This window comes from Lactobacillus sp. (assembly GCF_014803895.1).
The window spans coordinates 24201-43158 of sequence record NZ_JAAVAU010000001.1 but is presented as its reverse complement, the minus strand read 5'-3'; the positions used below and the strand labels follow the sequence as shown (position 1 = coordinate 43158).

At 33.6% G+C, this 18958-nt stretch carries 12 protein-coding genes and 1 pseudogene; all 13 read right to left on the bottom strand.

The window, feature by feature from the left end:
* Nucleotides 1–34: 34 nt before the first annotated feature.
* The 13 genes and pseudogenes from ftsY to recG all read right to left on the bottom strand — a co-directional run bounded on the left by ftsY (nucleotide 35) and on the right by recG (nucleotide 18957).
* The gene (gene ftsY / locus HDR40_RS00205) at nucleotides 35–1387 is read right to left on the bottom strand and encodes a signal recognition particle-docking protein FtsY (RefSeq protein ID WP_290625121.1); all 1353 of its coding nucleotides are present in this window, start codon (nucleotides 1385–1387) and stop codon (nucleotides 35–37) included.
* The gene (smc, locus tag HDR40_RS00200; protein ID WP_290625119.1) at nucleotides 1387–4953 is read right to left on the bottom strand and encodes a chromosome segregation protein SMC; all 3567 of its coding nucleotides are present in this window, start codon (nucleotides 4951–4953) and stop codon (nucleotides 1387–1389) included. Before smc ends, ftsY begins: the two co-directional genes overlap by 1 nt.
* Before the next feature lie 14 nt (nucleotides 4954–4967).
* Entirely contained in the window at nucleotides 4968–5648 is a 681-nt protein-coding gene (gene rnc / locus HDR40_RS00195) for a ribonuclease III (protein WP_290625117.1), read from the bottom strand.
* Between the two features lie 100 nt (nucleotides 5649–5748).
* Entirely contained in the window at nucleotides 5749–7515 is a 1767-nt protein-coding gene (locus HDR40_RS00190; protein WP_290625115.1) for an oligopeptide ABC transporter substrate-binding protein, read from the bottom strand.
* Between the two features lie 100 nt (nucleotides 7516–7615).
* Nucleotides 7616–9374: pseudogene (locus tag HDR40_RS00185) on the bottom strand (oligopeptide ABC transporter substrate-binding protein).
* A gap of 91 nt (nucleotides 9375–9465) precedes the next feature.
* A complete protein-coding gene (locus HDR40_RS00180; RefSeq protein ID WP_290625113.1) occupies nucleotides 9466–11220 on the bottom strand; it encodes an oligopeptide ABC transporter substrate-binding protein in 1755 nt (584 codons plus the stop codon).
* 301 nt (nucleotides 11221–11521) lie between these two features.
* Nucleotides 11522–12436 carry an ABC transporter permease gene (locus tag HDR40_RS00175; RefSeq protein ID WP_290625111.1) on the bottom strand — a complete coding sequence of 305 codons (915 nt, stop codon included), beginning with the start codon at nucleotides 12434–12436 and terminating at the stop codon, nucleotides 11522–11524.
* A 17-nt stretch (nucleotides 12437–12453) separates the two neighbouring features.
* Complete coding sequence (gene opp4B, locus HDR40_RS00170; RefSeq protein WP_290625109.1) at nucleotides 12454–13416, bottom strand: oligopeptide ABC transporter permease; 963 nt, start codon at nucleotides 13414–13416, stop codon at nucleotides 12454–12456.
* 2 nt (nucleotides 13417–13418) lie between these two features.
* Entirely contained in the window at nucleotides 13419–14387 is a 969-nt protein-coding gene (locus HDR40_RS00165) for an ATP-binding cassette domain-containing protein (RefSeq protein WP_290625108.1), read from the bottom strand.
* 10 nt (nucleotides 14388–14397) lie between these two features.
* Nucleotides 14398–15441, bottom strand: coding sequence for an ABC transporter ATP-binding protein (locus HDR40_RS00160; protein ID WP_290625107.1), 1044 nt, complete (start codon nucleotides 15439–15441; stop codon nucleotides 14398–14400).
* Nucleotides 15442–15596: 155 nt separating this feature from the next.
* Nucleotides 15597–15839 (bottom strand): acyl carrier protein, encoded by a 243-nt coding sequence (gene acpP / locus HDR40_RS00155; protein ID WP_290625105.1) that lies wholly within the window; start codon nucleotides 15837–15839, stop codon nucleotides 15597–15599.
* A gap of 55 nt (nucleotides 15840–15894) precedes the next feature.
* Nucleotides 15895–16899, bottom strand: a complete 1005-nt coding sequence (gene plsX / locus HDR40_RS00150; RefSeq protein ID WP_290625103.1) for a phosphate acyltransferase PlsX — start codon at nucleotides 16897–16899, stop codon at nucleotides 15895–15897.
* A 15-nt stretch (nucleotides 16900–16914) separates the two neighbouring features.
* On the bottom strand, nucleotides 16915–18957 hold the full coding sequence (gene recG, locus HDR40_RS00145) for an ATP-dependent DNA helicase RecG (RefSeq protein ID WP_290625101.1): 2043 nt from the start codon (nucleotides 18955–18957) through the stop codon (nucleotides 16915–16917).
* Nucleotide 18958 lies beyond the last annotated feature (1 nt).

Genomic DNA, 18958 nt, shown 5'->3' with positions numbered 1-18958 from the left:
ATATCCTCTTTTTTTAATAAATAATACTTTCTTTTTACATCAAGCCTTGGAAAAGACCAATTGCAAATTTTTCAGCGTCAAAATCAGCTAAATCATCGACTTTTTCACCAAGACCCACTAATTTAACTGGTAAATCCATTTCATTCCTAATTGCTAAAACAACCCCACCTTTGGATGAGCCATCAAGCTTAGTTAAAACTAAACCTGTTAATTTAGTTGTTTTATCAAAATCTTTAGCCTGAAGTAAAGCATTCTGACCAGTTGAACCATCTAATACAAGCAAAACTTCATTAGGTTGATCGGGTAAAATTTTCTTGATAGTTCTTTCAATTTTATCTAACTCATTCATTAAGTTAACTTTATTTTGTAAACGACCTGCCGTGTCAACTAATAAGTAATCAACACCCTCTTCTTTAGCCTTATTTACACCATCAAAAACAACAGAAGCTGGATCAGCTTTCTCTTTACCAGTAATTACTGGTACATCATCACGTTTACCCCATTCAACTAATTGTTCAACAGCTCCAGCTCTAAACGTATCAGCAGCTACCATCATTACTGATTTACCTGAATCTTTTAACCGCTTAGCTAACTTACCAATGGTAGTAGTTTTACCAGCACCGTTCACTCCAACAAATAAGTAAACATTAGGCTTAGCATCAGGATTATAAGCTAAACTAGTATCTTTACCTTCACCACCCTTATCATAAATATCTACTAATTTTTCAACGATAACTTGCTTTAAGTCGTCATGACTCTTAGCTTTCTGTAACTTAGCTTCATCACGTAAAGAATCAGTTAATTCTTCAGCAGTTTCAAAACCAACATCAGATTCAATTAATAAATCTTCCAAATCTTCAAAGAAATCTTCATCAACCGTTCTAAATTTAGCAAAGAAAGCATTCAATTTAGCCCCAAATGAGCTATTTGTTTTCTTTAAACCACGATCATATTTTTCTTGTTCGGATTCTTCTGTGTCTTCTTCACTTTCATCATCTTCAGAATCTTCAGATTCAGCCGGTTCTTCTACTACTTCAGTAGTTTCTTCAAATGTTTCTGGAGCCTCAACTTCAGAAATACTTTCTACATTTTCAGGTTCTTTCTGATCTTCTTCAGGATCTTGTGAGGAAGTTTCTTCCTTAGTTTCAGGTTCATCATAAGTTTCTGGAGCTTCATTATCTAGCTGTTGATCAGAAGAGTCTTCTGATGATTCATTTTCTTCCTGCTTAGTTTCTTGCACTTCTTCAGTAGTTTGTGCTGTCTCTTCAACAGGCTGCTCCTCACTACTTTTGTCTTCTTCAACTTCTGGAGTTTCAACCTCTTCTTTTTTCTCTTCTTCATCTTTTTTACCAAAAAGAGAATTTTTAATTCGATCAAATAATCCCACTAATCATTCACTTCTTTCTTTAATTCCTTTAGGGAAACTGATAAAACTTGCGAAACACCTGATTCTTGCATTACAACCCCATATAAATTATCCACATTTTGCATTGTCCCACGACGATGAGTAATTACAATAAACTGAGTTGCAAGCTCATAATGATTTAAAAACTGAGCAAATCTTACAACATTTGCTTCATCTAACGCAGCTTCAACCTCATCTAAGATGCAAAATGGTACAGGATTTACCTGTAAAATTGCAAATAACAAAGTAATAGCAGTTAAAGCTCTTTCCCCACCAGAAAGGAGAGAAAGATTTTGCAATTTTTTGCCAGGTGGCTGAGCAATAATTTTTATTCCCGTTTCTAATAAATTATCTGGCTCCGTTAAAACTAACTTAGCTTGACCTCCACCAAACATAATTGGAAAAATCTCGCTAAAACTTTTAGCAATTCTATTAAATGTTTTACCAAATCTACTCTCCACTTCATTATCAAGTTGAGCCATTGATTGTTCAATATCTTCTCGCGCTTTAAGTAAATCATTTTGTTGATTATTTAAGAAATCGTATCGTTCCTTAACATCATCATATTCTTCAATCGCATTCAAATTTACAGGACCAATGTCTTCAATTGACATCTTATGGAGATGAATATCCTTTTGTAATTGGTTTAACTCCTCATTATCTCTTTTTCCCTGGGTCAAACCAAGCGCAGCTTCATAAGTTAAACTATAATCTTCACTTAATTGCTTTAAATTATGATCAATTTTTTCAGATAGTTTAGCTTTTTTTACAGAAAAACTCTCTTGTTCTTGGGCTGCATCTTTTCTTAAATCATAGTTACGTGAAGCAATTGATTCTAAATTATTAATTTGAGCATCTAACTTACCTAATTCTTCATTTGTCTTGGTTAACTCAAGCTGACGCTTAGATTTATTAGATTCTAATTTAGCAATTTTGGTCTTAAGAACATCTTTATTATTAGCTTCAGAATTGTTAGCTTCAATAATAGAAATCTTCTTAGTTAAATTATCAATCTGAGCACGTGTAGTTTGCAATTGATTATTAACTTGTTTTCGTTGATGAGCAATATTACTTAATTTATTCTCAGAAACAGCAATTTTAGACTTTAACTCACTAACTTGTCCTTTAATTTTATTATAAACTTCATCCAAATTAGTAAGATCCTGTTTAATTTTATCCATTTTAGATTTCTGTGAGGCTGCCTTTTGTTCCAACTTATCTTTTTGAACTTTTTGCTGAGACAGTTTATTAGTTAAGTTTTGTAATTCAATTGCTTGCTGTTTCTGATTATTTAACTGTGATTCATATAGATGCTCAAGACGTTTAACTTCTCGTTCTTGACTTTGATAGCTCAACTTTAATTCATTTATTTTTTGAGAAATCTTATGAAGTTTATCTTCTAGCTGATTTTGCTGTGTTTTTTGAGCTGTAATTTTCTCAGTATAATTTTCATATTCTTTTTTACTATGAGCTAAGCTATTTTTTTCTTTTTGAATTGCTGAATTCAATTTATCAATTTCAGTATTTGTAACCAATGGTGAATTTGTACGTTGATTACGAGTACCACCAGTCATAGAACCACCAGGACTAATAATATCACCATCAAGTGTTACAATACGATAAAACTTACCAGCTTTCTTTTGAACTTGAAGGGCAGTATCCATATTATTCACAACAATTACATTCCCTAAAAGATAGTTGATAGCATTGCTAATATCCGAATCTGCCTTAGAAGTCACTAACTGACTTGCAATTCCTAAAAAACCATCAATTGATTTTAAGGTATTGATAGTTGACTCAGGAATAGAATTATGACGTAATCCGTCTAATGGTAAGAAAGTTGCTCGTCCTCCACCATTTTGTTTTAACTTATAAATTGCATCCCTAGCACTACTACGATTTACAGCTACTAAATTTTGTACTCCAGATCCTAATGCCGTAGTCATAGCAGATTGATATTTACTAGAAAAAGTAATCAGCTCTCCAATTACCCCAACAATTCCAGAAAATTTATCTAAATGATTAAGAACATACTTTACTCCGTAGTAATAACCCTCATGACGTTCTTTCAAGCGGTTAAGCCCTTCAACTTGAGCAGTTTGACGATTTAATAAGGTAATTAATTCATTTACTGTCTGTTTAACACGGCCAGCATTTGTTTCATTATCTTCTAATTCTCCCACTAATTTATTTAAAGCTTGATTTAAAAATTCTCGCTGTTCTTCTAAATCTTTACCTTCTTTTTGGATATTTTTTAACTCCTGAGTTGATTTATTCAGCTCATCTTTTAAATGTAATTCATCAGCATTAGAAGTATTTTTAATTTTAGTGATTTCATTTTGAGTGTATACAAGATCATTATTAATACTTGTTTGGTCTTGTAATGTTTGGATGTAATCACTACGTGTTTGTTCGAGAGCATGATTTAATTCATTAGGATCTTCTTGCAGACGACTATTGAGTGAAGTTAATTCCAATTGTAATTGTTTAAGTATTGCTTGAGTTTTTTCATAATTAGAATTATATTCTTCTAATTGCTTTGCCAACTCTTCTTTATGACTTAAAAGCTCAGCTTTTTGAGATAAATATTCTTTCTTAGTAGCTGCATCATATTTAGAAGTCTGCTCTTGCATTTGAATTTTAGTATTCAAAGTCGCAATTTCTTGAGTCAAACTTAAAACTGATTTTTGAAGTTGATCTTTTTGGTCAGATAATAAGTCTGCCTGATTTCTTCTTTCTTCTAAATCTGTTTGAGACTTTTTAACTTCACTATCTAGCTTACTCAAAATCTTACTGTTTTTATCAGCTTCTGATTCTAATATTTCTTTTTGTTCATTTAACTGATAAATTTGAATAGCCAAAAGTTGTTTCATCTTTTTATCAAGCTGAGACTTTTGAAATTGATATTGTTTAGCAAGTGAACTTTGTTGAGCTAAGGGTTCTACTCGATCCGCTAACTCTTTAACTAAATCGTTAATTCTAATTAAGTTATCATTAGTTTTTTCAAGTTGCTTTAAAGCAGCTTGTTTTTGCTCTTTAAAATGTAATACACCAGCAGACTCTTCAAAAATACTACGACGATCCTGAGGACGTGAATTAAGAATTTGATCTACTTTTCCCTGGGAAATAATTGCTAAGCTATTTTGTGACATACCTGCATCAATAAATAAAGCACGTAGATTCCGCAATCTTACCTGCTTCTTATTAATTAAGTATTGACTATCTCCATTACGTAAAATTTTACGAGTAACTGAAACCTGATCACTTTCAAAATTTAAATCATGATCATGATTATCAAAAACTAAAGTAACCTCAGCATGATTCATTGGCTTACGAAATTGACTTCCTGCAAAGATTACGTCTTTCATATTTTCTCCACGTAAGGATTTTGCAGAGCTTTCCCCCATAACCCATCTAACTGCTTCGGTTATATTACTCTTACCACTACCATTAGGACCCACAACTCCAGTAATTCCGGAGTCAAACTTAATGGTTGTTTTATCTGCAAATGACTTGAAGCCATCAATTATAAGTTCTTGTAGAGGCAAAATCTCACCTATTCTTATTTAATATTTTTTAATTCTTGAGATGCGGCTTGCTGTTCCGCCATCTTTTTATTTCTACCCTTACCTGTAGTTTTAGGTTCACCGTTTACAAATAATTGAACTTTAAACATCGGCTTGGCTTCATCTTGATCAATTACTTCATACTTAATATTAACTGATCCATTAACCTGTAAACGTTCCTGTAATTCAGTCTTATAATCACGCGAATCATCAAAATCACCTTCAGCAATCATTGGATAAACAGTTAAATGGAGAAAATGTTGAACCGCTGGCATTCCTTGATCCAAAAACAAAGCACCATTAAAGGCTTCAAACACGTCTTCAAGAAGTGTTTTACGACTACGCGCACCGGATTTTTCCTCTCCCTTCCCAAGATTAATTTGAGAAGGAAAACCACACTCAATTGCAAATTGAGAAAATCCTTCAGTTCTAACGATATTAGAACGTAAACGAGTTAGCTCTCCTTCATGTAATTTTGGAAAATGACGATATAAATAATCCGATACTGCTAATTCCAAAACAGCATCCCCTAAAAATTCTAATTTTTCATAATTAGTTGTACCAGGATTTTCATTTGCATAAGAAGAATGTGTAAAAGCATTTTCTAAAAGTTGTTCATTATGAAAACTAATTCCATATTTTTCTTTAAGATTCTTTTTAAAATCTTCTGTAACCATAGGCTCTTCCTTTCTTTAACTTCTTAATTATACCCATTTTTTCCTTTAGAAAAAAGCCAAACAAAAAGCCATCTCACTTAGAGATGACTTTAAAGTAAAACTATTTTGCATATCCAACATAGTACCAGTTAGGATAGCCGTTACCCATACTCTTAGATGGTTTTAATGAATATCCAGTTAATTTGTTGTTAACCGCAGTAATTGCATAAGAATTAGCTACTGGAACAACATAAGCTTCCTTATTCATATATGCTTGCCATTCATGGAACTTAGTAACACGGTAGGTCTTGTTAAATGCCTTAGTAGAATCGATATCCTTAAGTAAAGTATTATTTTCCTTAGTTACAAAACGGCTGTAGTTAAATGGTGCTTTTTCACCGTATAAATCATTAGGTGATGGTTCAGTTGATAGGGACCATGCACCAATAAACATATCAACATCGCTAGCATCATTTTGAAGTTTATCGTAGAAGGAATTAAATTCGATTAATCGACCACCAGTTAACTTAACATTCAATCCCATCTTCTTCCATTGTTGAATGTAATTTTGAATAATTGGTTCTTGAGTTGAATTTCCAGTCATCGCAGCTAAACGAATAGTTAAAGGCTTCCCATTAGGTTGGACACGGTAAGTACCTTTCTTTTTATAACCTGCTTTGTCAAGTAATTCGTTGGCTTTCTTAATATTATAAGTATAGCCCTTAAGATCCTTATCATAGTAATCACCAAATTGCTTAGGAATTAAAGTAGGAATTCTAAATGAAAGACCATAAGTATAGCGCTTATAAACCTCGTTTACATTCATACCATAAGCAATAGCCTGACGAAGGGCACGATTATTCATCTTAGACTTTGGATTCATTACGTTCTTTCCAGCTTTAGAATCCCATTTACCAACCTTAAAACCAAGATAGCTATATTGCAACGGAACAGTCGCAATAAAGTTTGTATTCTTAGTATCTTTAATATTTTGCCATTGAGAGTTAATCACAGCAGCAACATCATATTTTCTACTCTTAATTGATTGAGCAACTGAATTTGGCGAAATAACTGAAGCCGTAATCTTATTAAGTTTAGGTTGACCCTTGTAGTAGTACTTGTTAGGAACCCAAGTTACAGACTGACCACGAGTTACCTTACTAATCTTATAAGCACCAAAGAAAATTGGATTCTTACGAACTTTGTTACTTGAAATTAACTTTTTAAATGGAATGTCCTTTAAGTAGTGGTAAGGTACTGCATTTTCCCAAATATAGCCATTACCAGCTTGAGTCATACCTGGTTTCATTTCTTTGAAATGAAGTACAATCTTACGTCCATTTTCACCATCTGGCATCTCAATACCAGAAATAGTCTTTGCCTTACCTTCATGATATTCTTCTAAACCTTCAAGCTCAGCTAAACTTGATGTGTAGCGTTGAGAAGCTGTATCTTTATTAGCAATAATTTCATAAGCATACTCATAGTCTTTTGCTACAACTGGTTTACCATCTGACCACTTAAGTTTAGGATTGATAGTGATAGTAGCCGTTTTAGCATCTTTATTAATACTAATATCGGCTGGACCACCCTTTACATAACCATAGGTATCGTTCATTGCAAATAAGGTTTCATTACCATACTGACTAACCTCAGTATCAGTTGCACTAGTAGATAATTCATTAAGAAAGATACCAGTAAATGGAGTATCAGTTTCCACGGCAACAGTCACATTGCCACCCTTCTTAGTTGGCTTAGATGGAACTGCGCTCTTAAACTTAGTAGTATCAGTTGTTTGACTATTACTGTTACTATTACCACAAGCAGCTAGTGTTAAAGCTAGTCCTGAAAGTAAAGTTAAAGTACCAAATAATTTGGCTCTTTTCATATAATTTTCCTCCAAAAAATGAACAAGTTGACCTTTATATATTAGCATCTTAACCTAATGAAAGCAATTCCATCGACTACCTCTGCAGATATTTTATATCTTATTTTGCATAACCCACGTAATACCAATTAGGATAACCTAAGCCCATATCCTTAGATGGTTCTAATGAATAACCGGTTAACTTACTATTAACAGCAGTAATTGTGTAAGAATTATACATTGGTACAACATAAGCCTCTTTATTCATATAAGCTTGCCATTCATGTAATTTTTTAACCCGATAATTATTATTAAATGCTTTTTGAGAATCAATTTCTTGAAGTAATTTATTATTTTCTTTAGTTACAAAACGTGTCCAATTCAACGGTGAACTCTCACTATACAAAACAGCTGGAGATGGATCATAAGATAAAGACCAGCCATTCATAAACATATCAATTTTAGAGTTATCACTTTGAACTGCAGACGTAAACGCATTAGATTCCATCAGGCGACCAGTATATAATTTTACATTTAATCCTAACTTCTTCCACTGCTTAATATAATTTTGGATAATTGTTTCTTGCCCAGTAGTTGCTGCTAAAGTAATGATTAGTGGCTTACCATTAGGCTGGACACGGTAAGTCCCTTTCTTCTTATAACCTGCTTTATCCAATAGTTCATTACCCTTTTTGAGGTTATAAGTGTAACCTTTAATATTTTTATCAAAGTAGTTACCAAACTGAGCTGGAATTAAAGTAGGGACTCTAAAAGTCAAGCCATGACTATACTTCTTATAGACTTGATCCTGATTCATTCCGTACGCAATGGCTTGACGTAGAGCACGATTATTCATCTTAGCTTTGGGATTCATTACATTTTTGCCAGTTTTGGCATCCCATTTACCTACTTTGAAACCTAGATAAGTGTAACTCAATGGAATCTTAGCAATAAAGTTCATGCCTTTTGTATTTTTAACATTTTCCCATTGAGAGTTAATGACATTAATAACATCAAATTTCTTATCCTTGATAGCTTGAGTAGCAGTATTAGGAGAAATCACATTAACAGTAATTTTATCTAGCTTTGGTTTACCGAGGTAATAATACTTGTTAGGACTCCAAGTAATTGATTCACCAGTAACTACCTTATCTACCTTATCTACCTTATAAGCCCCAAAGAATAAAGGATGTTTTCTAACTTTGTCACTTGATATCAACTTACTAAACGGTACATTTTTCAAATAATGATATGGTGCTGCTGATCCCCAAATATAACCACTACCAATTTGATTCATTGCTGGTAACATTTGCTTAAAATGCAAAATCACTTTCTTACCATTTTCACCGTCAGGCATTTCAATACCAGAAATAGTTTTGGCTTTGCCATCATGATACTCTGCTAAACCCTTTAAGTTAGTTAATTTACTATTATACCGTACTGATTGGCTAGCTTTATTAGCAACAATTTCATAGGCATATTCATAATCTTTAGCAGTAACTGGTTTACCATCTGACCACCTAAGTTTAGGATTAATAGTAATTGTAGCAGTTTTATTTTTTCTACTAAAAGTAATATCTGCAGCTCCACCCTTAACATATTGATAATTATTGTTAAATTTAAAAAGCGGTTCATTACCAAATTGTATAGCTTCAGAGTCAGTTTTATTAGTTGCTAATTCATTAAGAAAAATCCCAGTGATCGGTGAGCCACTTTCAAGTGCAACATTAATACTACCACCTTGTTTAACAGCTTTAGCTGGAACAGCACTCTTAAACATACTAGAACTAACATTTTTAGTAGTATTATCTTTTTGCAGTCAAAGTTAAAGCAATAGCAGAAAAGGTCAATAAAGAACTAATTAAATTTTTCTTCCTCATAATTCCTCCATTATAAAATAACCAAACAGAATTATTGTACACGAAAAAGCTATCCTGATGGATAGCTTTTAAAAAAATATGAAATAAATTGTTATTTTGCGTAACCAATATTGTACCAAAGTGAGTTTGCTTTAGATGGCTTAGTTGAGTAACCGGTTAACTTATTGTTAACAGCAGTTACAGTGTAAGCATTAGTAGTTGGAACTACATATGCTTCTTCTTTCATGTACTTTTGCCACTCATGGAATTTACTGATACGGTAAGACTTATTAAAGGCCTTAGTAGAATCCATTTCTTGCAATAATTGGGTGTTCTTCTTAGTTACAAAACGAGTAAAGTTAAATGGAGCTTTTTCATTATATAAGTCATTTGGTGATGGTTCAGAAGATAATGACCAACCAGCTAAGAACATATCAACATCTTTAGAGTCATTTTGAACCTTATCGTAAAATGAGTTCATTTCCATCAAACGACCACCAGTTAACTTAACATTTAAGCCTAACTTCTTCCACTGTTGGATATAATTTTGGATAATTGGTTCTTGAGTTGAGTTACCCGTCATAGCAGCCAAATAAATAGTTAATGGCTTACCATTAGGTTGAACACGCCACTTACCCTTCTTTTTATAACCTGCATCATCTAAAAGTTTATTTGCTTTCTTTAAGTTCTGAGTGTAAGCCTTAATTGATGAATCATAGTAAGCACCAAATTGCTTAGGAATCAAAGTAGGAACTTGGAAAGTAAGGCCATGAGTATAACGCTTAACCACTGGAGCAACATTCATACCATAAGCAATTGCTTGACGAAGCGCTTTGTTATTCATCTTAGCGTTAGGGTTCATAACATTCTTGCCTGTCTTAGAATCCCACTTACCAACTTTAAACCCTAAGTATGAGTAAGCTAATGGCACACTAGCAACAAAGTTAACATTCTTAGCAGTCTTAACATTTTCCCATTGGGAGTTAACTACATCTGCAATATCAAATTTATTTGACTTAATAGCTTGAGTTGCTGAGTTAGGAGTAATTACTGAAAAAGTAATCTTATCCAATTTAGGTGTTCCACGCCAGTAGTACTTATTTGGTACAAAAGTTACAGATTGACCACGAGTAACTTTGCTTATCTTATAAGGACCAAAGAAAATAGGATTCTTTCTTACCTTATCTGAAGACTCAAGGTTCTTAAATGAAACATCTTTTAAGTAGTGATATGGAACTGCACTTTCCCAAATATAACCACTACCACTAAACTTCATTCCTGGTTTCATTTGTTTAAAGTGAAGCACAATCTTACGACCATTTTCACCATCAGGCATTTCAATACCAGAAATTGTCTTAGCCTTACCATCGTGGTACTCTTCTAAACCGACTAAATTAGCCAAACTATCTGTATAACGTTGTGAATTAGTATCCTTATTGGCAATAATTTCGTAAGCATACTCATAATCTTTGGCAACCACTTGCTTGCCATCAGACCATTTCACGCCTTTTTTAATTTCTATCGTTGCGGTTTTGGCTTTGTTATCAATTTTAATTGTTGCCGGACCACTGCTAGTAAACTGATAAGTATCATCAGTATCAAATAATGTTTCATTGGCTGGTGCCATAACCTGAGTATCTATTGCAGTAGTTGATAATTCATTCGAAAAGATACCAGTGAATGGAGTATCAGTTTCAATAGCTTCAGTTACTGTACCACCCTTTTTAGTAGCTTTTTCAGGAGTACTTGACTTAAGTTTATTTACATCAGTAGTTGAGCTTGACGTATTATTATTTCCACATGCAGCCAAAGTTAAAGCAACACCAGAAAGTAACGTTAAACTTCCAAATAATTTGGCCTTTTTCATATTTATTTCCCCCATTTATTTTACTGGATCAAGTTGATGATTAAATATTATCATCACATTCTAATTTAAGCAAGTAATTTACTTAAAAATATTTAATTTATTTTAATTTAACTTAATAATTACTTCTAAATTATATTAGATATTATATCCTATATACTAAAAACGATTCATTACTACCTATTGCTATAAAAGTATTATATAACGATTATTAAGAAAAACTTCTTAATTTTCACTATTTAATGTAATTTATACAAAAAAAGCATTCCGCTTAAATGCAGAATGCTTTTTAATAAAATTCAAATTAACTTTCACGTTGACGAGCATCCCCAGCTCTTTGGAGAGCACGACCAACATAGTTAATACTCAATGAAATGAGCAATAACAAAACAGTTGCAGGCAACCATAACCATGGTCTAGTAGTAACATTAACTGGATCATTTGCAAAACCAATTAAAGTACCAAGTGATGGTGTAGTAGTTGGTAGTCCATAACCTAAGAAAGATAAAGTTGTTTCAATACCAATGTTACCAGCAACCGTCAAAACAACATCGATGATAATCATTGAAGTAATGTTAGGTAAAACTTCACGGAACATAATCTTAAGATCGGAGGAACCAGAAGTTTTTGATGCTAACACATAATCACGACCACGTTGTGATAAGATAAAACTCCGATAATATCTTACAGTTGTAGTCCAACCAAACATGGCAACTAGCCATACTAGAGTTACAGCGTTGTAGTTTGGAAGAACAGTAGTCAAAACAATAATGATTGGCATTTGTGGCAAAATCTGAATGAAGTCAACTATACGCATAATAATTGCATCAACAGTACCACCATAGTAACCAGAAACTAAACCAATAACTAAACCAAATACTTCAGTAATCAAAGTAACTGCAAGACCAATTAAGATTGAGTTTCTACCACCAACGATTAAAAGTTTAAGAATATCACGACCACCATCATCAGTACCTAATAAGTGACCAGCTTCTCCCCAACCGTAGTAAGCATCAGCAATATTAATTTCAGTAACACTTTGTCCATTTAGGAATAATGAACCAACAAAAGTTGCCAACAAGATTAAAACAATGATGATAAAAGCTGCCATTGCAATTTTATCATGAATAATTTCTCTTACAACAACCTTAAAACCAGATGGTGGAAGAGAAGGCTTTTTAGTTGACTCAGTATTTTTATTTTCTTTTTCTTTAGCCATATTTAACTCCTTCCCTCCTACTTAACTCTAATTCTAGGGTCAATGATACTCATGATGATATCTGACAATAAGTTACCTACCAAAGTCAAGATACCAAAGATAAGGATTAAAGCAGTTAAAGTTGTGTAATCACGTTGACTAATTGAGTCAAGGAACAACTTACCCATACCAGGGTATGAGAAGACAGTTTCAATAACCATTGAACCTGAAAGCAAACCAGTGATAGTAGTACCAAAAAATGCAGCAATTGGTAAAAGTGAATTTCTTAAAATATGCTTATTAAATACGACATTTTCTGGAACACCTTTACTTCTAGCAGTTCTTACGTAATCTTCCACTTTGTTATCAACAATACCAGTTCTTAAATATTGAACAGTGGAAGTGGTAGTAATCAAAGCACACAAGATGGCTGGTAAAATCATATGTTGTAACCTACTCAAGACATAAGCAAATGTCCCTGGGTTAACATCCCCACTAACAGATCCTGAAATTGGGAACCAACCTAAAGTAAAACCAAAGAGCCATAATCCTAAGATATAGAACACAAATGCTGGAATAGCAAATGTAATATAGTTAAAAATTTGAATGCTTTGGTCTTGCCATTGGTCTTGGTGACGACCAGCAGAAATACCCAAAGGAATAGCAATTAAATAAGTCAAAACAACAGTCAATAATGATAACCAGAAAGTATTAACTGCACGATCCCAAATCAAGGATGAAACAGAAACCTTCTGAATATATGATTGACCCAAATCACCATGTAATAAATTACCAAACCAACGAGTATATTGAACCCAAACAGGATCATTTAAACCATATTCTTGTCTTAAACGTGCAATGGTTTTAGGGTCAGAATTAGGATTGATCATTCCAGTAAATGGGTCACCTGGCATCATCTTGGCTAAAAGGAAAACCAAAATACTAAGGATGATCAATTGTGGGATCATGATCAGGATTCTACGTAAAACCGTTTTCCACATATCTATTCTCCCTCCTTCAATTCTTCTTTGATAATGTCATCAGGTAAAGCTACCCAGTGACGGTCACCAACTTTTTTAAGTGGTAAAACTCTACCATCTTTGTCATACCATTTATCTTGATTATCTAAAAATTCTTTTTCAACTCTTTGTCGCTCTTTTTTATGAGCTTCTCGGTTCTCTACATCTACAACCGGAATAGCTGAAAGTAATCGTTTAGTATAGATATGCATTGGGTGCTGATAAATTTGATCACGTTTACCAATTTCTACGAAACGTCCACGGTGCATAATAGCAATATCTTCCGACATGTGCTTCACAACACCCAAGTCGTGTGAGATAAATAAGAAAGCAATGTTGTATTGTTGTTGAATGTGCTTCATGAAGTTCAAAACTTGTGCTTGAACCGACAAGTCCAAAGCAGAAGTTGGTTCATCGGCAACAATTAACTTAGGATTAGTAGCTACTGCACGGGCAACACCAATTCTTTGTCTTTGGCCACCGGAGAATTCGTGTGGAAACTTGTAAATCGCATCACTTGGCATACCAACGATATCAAGAAGTTCTTGAACTCGTTTTCTTTCTTCATCAGTAGTCAAGTTTTCAAAGTTTCTGATTGGTTCAGCAATAATATCTTCAATACGCTTACGAGGATTCAGACTAGACATTGAATCCTGGAAGATCATTTGAACATCTTTGTTGTAGTTCAACTTCTTACGGTTACTTGCCTTAGTTACGTCAACACCCTTGTAAAGAATTTGACCGCTAGTAGCCTTTTCCACTCCAACAATAGCCTTACCTGTAGTGGACTTACCGGACCCAGACTCACCGATTAGACCATAAGTTTCACCTTCCTTAATAGAAAGATTAATACCATCAACAGCCCGTACATAATCAGTAATTCTATTCCAGAAACCAGAACGAATAGGGTAATGGACTTTTAAATCTTTAATCTGAATTATTTCTTCTGCCATATACTACTCCCTATTTATTCTTTACTACTTGTTTTTCATTTGCTTTAACATCAGCGGCATCATTCAAGAAGTGGAATTGCTGCCAACAAGTACATCTTACAAAATGCCCTGGTTCAACTTCATGAATTTTAGGTTCATCTTCATGTGCACTCGCTGGAATCCAAGGAATTCTTGCCGCAAACCGATCTCCCTCACGTGGCATGTTCTTAAGTGATGGAACAGTACCTTGAATTACATGCAATTCTTCATCTTCATCATCACTTTGAGGCATTGAATTCAATAATGATCTTGTATAAGGATGAAGTGGTTTTTCAAAAATTGTTTTTACATCAGCTTTTTCTACGATTTGTCCAGCATACATAACTGCTACTTCATCGGCTGTTTCTGCCACAACACCTAAATCGTGAGTAATCATAATGATTCCGGAATGAGTTTCTTTTTGAATTTGCTCTAATAAATCCAAAATTTGCGCTTGAATAGTTACGTCTAAAGCAGTTGTAGGTTCATCAGCAATAATAATTTCAGGTTTACATGCAATTGCCATAGCAATAACAACACGTTGACGTAATCCACCAGATAACTCATGGGGATACATATCATACATCTCTTCTGGACGTGGCATCCCTACTTGGTTAAAAAGTTCAACAACACGAGCATGTCTTTCCTTTTCATTCATATCGGTGTGGTAGTAAAGTGTCTCTGCAACTTGATCTCCTACCTTCATTAATGGATTCAAACTTGCCAAAGGATCCTGAAAAATCATACCAATATTATTACCACGAATTTTATTGAATAACGATTCATTTAATCCTACTAAGTTTAATTCATTATATAGAATATCACCTGTAACTTTAGTATTTTTGTGATCATATAACCCAATAATACTTGAGGCAATCGTACTCTTACCACTTCCAGATTCACCAACGATTGCCAAAATTTCATCACGTTTTAGTGTCAAATTAATGTCGTCGGCTGCATCATAGAAATTACCTTGTAGACGATACGCCGTATGCAGATGTTGAATATCTAATAATAGATCGCTCTGCTTTTCCAAAGGCCATTCTCCTCTCAACCTTTTAATAATATTAAAAGTCAATTAGAATTTCAATTTAATATCATTATTATAAACAAAAGATACTATCATTTCAATAATCTTTGCACCTAAAGTTAAAAATGATAGTATCTTTTTCAATTTATTAAGCTAAAATTTTAATTTTGATGTTCCTTGATATATTCTACAGCTTCACCAACAGTTTGTAACTTTTCGGCCTCTTCATCAGGAATTTCTGAACCAAATGTATCTTCCATATCCATTACAAACTCTACAAAATCAATTGAATCAGCATCTAAATCATTTTGAAAATTAAGATCTTTAGTAATTTTATCTCGATTAATTTCAAAACGATCTGCAATCATATCTGCAATTTTATTAAAAATTTCTTCTTCAGTCATAATCTATAACCCCCAAAAAGTTTAATCTTAGTTTAATTCAATTATTTATTAAAGTCTAGTTTGATTTACTAAATTGTTCTCTTAATATTTCAACTAGGTGCTGATCAAGCATTTTATCAATTTGTAAGAGAGTATAGTAAATCGGTCTCTCATCTGAACGACCATGCGTTTTAACAACTGGTGCGTCAATTCCCATTAAAACTGCTCCACCATGACGCGCAGTATCAAAGCGGGATTTTAATGAATTTAATGCTGGCTTAGCCAAAGCTGCTCCAATCTTAGCCTTTAAACCATTATTTAATAAGGAGTCCTTTAACATATGTAAAAGAACACTTGCCATCCCTTCGATTGATTTCAAAGCCGCATTTCCAGTAAAACCATCCGTTACAATTACGTCAGCTTTACCTGTCATAACTTCATTACCTTCGATATTTCCAATGAAATTTAAATCAGTATCGTTAAGTAACTTATAAGCTTCTTGATGAAGCGGATCTCCTTTATCTGATTCAGCGCCATTATTCAATAGTGCAACTTTAGGTTTTTTAACATTTCTGATTTTTTCAGCATAAAAAGCTGCCATTTCTGCCCATTGGATTAAATACTCTGGCTTACTTTGAGCATTAGCTCCTACATCAATGATATTAAAACCTTGATCATCTTTTTGACTAGGTAACGTAGGCATTAAACCTGGACGGTCAACCCCTTTAATTCTACCAATAATAAAAATACCACAAGCAAGAAGTGCACCCGTGTTACCCAAAGAAAGTAAGGCATCAGCCTTCTTTTCTTTAACATAATGGGCTGCAACAACCATGGAAGAATCCTTTTTCCTCCTAATTGCTTTAACTGGTTCATCGCTATCCGCAATCACTTCGGTAGTATTAATTACTTCAATTTGATTGCCCATCTCATCTTTACTGAGAAAATTAAAAATCTCTTCCTGCTTACCAAATAAAATAAATTTGGTATCAGGCAATTTTTTCTTTGCTTTATTTACAGCATCAATAATTGCCTTAGGGGCATTTTCCCCACCCATCGCATCAATTGCAATAGTTTTCATTCAATCACTCTCACTTTAATCATTCTGTAGCTTATCGATATAACTTAAGATATTTCTTAAAAAATTATACTCCTGCTTTTTTAAATTAGGGTCATTACGGACTAAGTTACGGGCTTCTTTTTGAGCAACAACCAAAGCATTATAGTTTGTCACTACATCACCTAACTTAAATTGGGGTAAACCAGATTGAGCTTTACCAAACACATCCCCTTCGCCCCTTAACTTCAAGTCTTCTTGAGCTAGTTCAAAACCATCAGAAATTTTTGCAATAATTTCCATTCTCTTTTTTGCTTCTTCATTTTTTGGATCACTAATAAAGAAGCAATAACTAGCTGTTTGACCTCGACCAATACGTCCGCGAAGTTGATGTAATTGGCTCAGTCCAAATCGTTCAGCATTAAATATAACCATCATATTAGCGTTAGGGACATCAACTCCAACTTCAATTACACTGGTGGTAACCAAAATATTCACTTTACCACTCGAAAAATCAGCCATGATTTTATTTTTATCTTCACCTTTCATTTGTCCATGAAGCAAGGTGACATTATATTTAGAGAAATATTGTGAAATTTTCTGTTGTAAATCTTCAGCATTTTTTAAATCACTTTTTTCTGATTCAGAAATTAGTGGCGTCACTACATAAATTTGAAATCCGGCTTCTAACTGCTGATGCATTTTATTCAAAACTTGGTCTAAATGATTAGATGTTACCCATTCAGATTTAATTGGTTTGCGCCCATTAGGTAAGGTATGAATTTCTGAAACTGCCATATCACCATATACAGTTAAAGCCAAGGTTCTAGGAATTGGAGTAGCTGTCATTGCTAAAATATCAGGGCTATCCCCTTTATTAATCAGTGAACTACGTTGGTTCACGCCAAAACGATGCTGTTCATCGATAATCACTAATCCCAGGTCTTTAAATTCAACTTTAGGCTGGATTAAAGCATGGGTGCCGATTACCACATTAATCGTACCATCTTTTAACTCACGATAAATTTCTTGTTTTTCTATTTCTTTGGTGGTACCCGTTAAAAGCGCAACTCTTACGCCAAGTGGTCCTAATAAACTATCAATTTTATCAAAATGCTGTTGAGCCAAAATTTCGGTAGGAACCATTAAAGCAGCTTGAAAGCCAGCAGTAATCGCCGCATAAATAGCAAACACTGCCACTACTGTCTTTCCACTTCCTACATCCCCTTGTAAAAGCCGATGCATCTGAATGGATTCATGCATATCGCTATATATCTCATTCACTACCTGCTTTTGATCTGGAGAAAGTTCAAATGGAAGTGAAGAAATTAGCTCCTTAACCGCAGTTAAATCATATTTCTTAGCAACACCTTGATGTTGTTGATCGCGGCGATTAACAACTTGGGCAAGCTGCATCTGAAATAAGAAAAATTCTCTAAAAATCGCACTCCGTCTAGCTAATTTAGCTTCATTCATATCTTTAGGATGATGTAAGTTAACAATTATATCCTGATCTGACAATAGACGATATTTTTTTCTTAGTTCAACTGGAACAGCATTCCCTACTAAGGGAAGCATCTCTTTAATTGCCAAATCGATTAAAGATTGTAATTTCTTCTGCTTAATACCTTTATTAACAGAATATATAGGCATCAGGTCCTGATTTTCTTTCTTTTGGGCAATTACTTTATAGGCCATCAAACTCTGTCTGGGGGAATTATATTTCCCATAAACTGCAATTTCTGCGCCTGTTTCAATTTTATTTTTTAGCCAGGATTGGTTAAAAAAATTGACCATGATTACCTCATGGTCAATTCTCATTTTAAAACTGAGTCGACTTTTACGATAACCAAAATGACTAACAAAAGGTTCAGTTACAACTATACCTTTTAATAGAATTTTTTGTCCATCCATTACCTGATTTAAAGGCATAGACTCTAAATCTTCATATCTAAATGGAAAATAAAAAAGTAAATCATAAATACTATTAATCCCTAATGAAGCTAAAGTTTCCTTGGTCTTAGCTCCAACCCCTTTCAAAGAAGTGACGGGTAAAAATAATTTCTCAGTTTGTTCATTCATT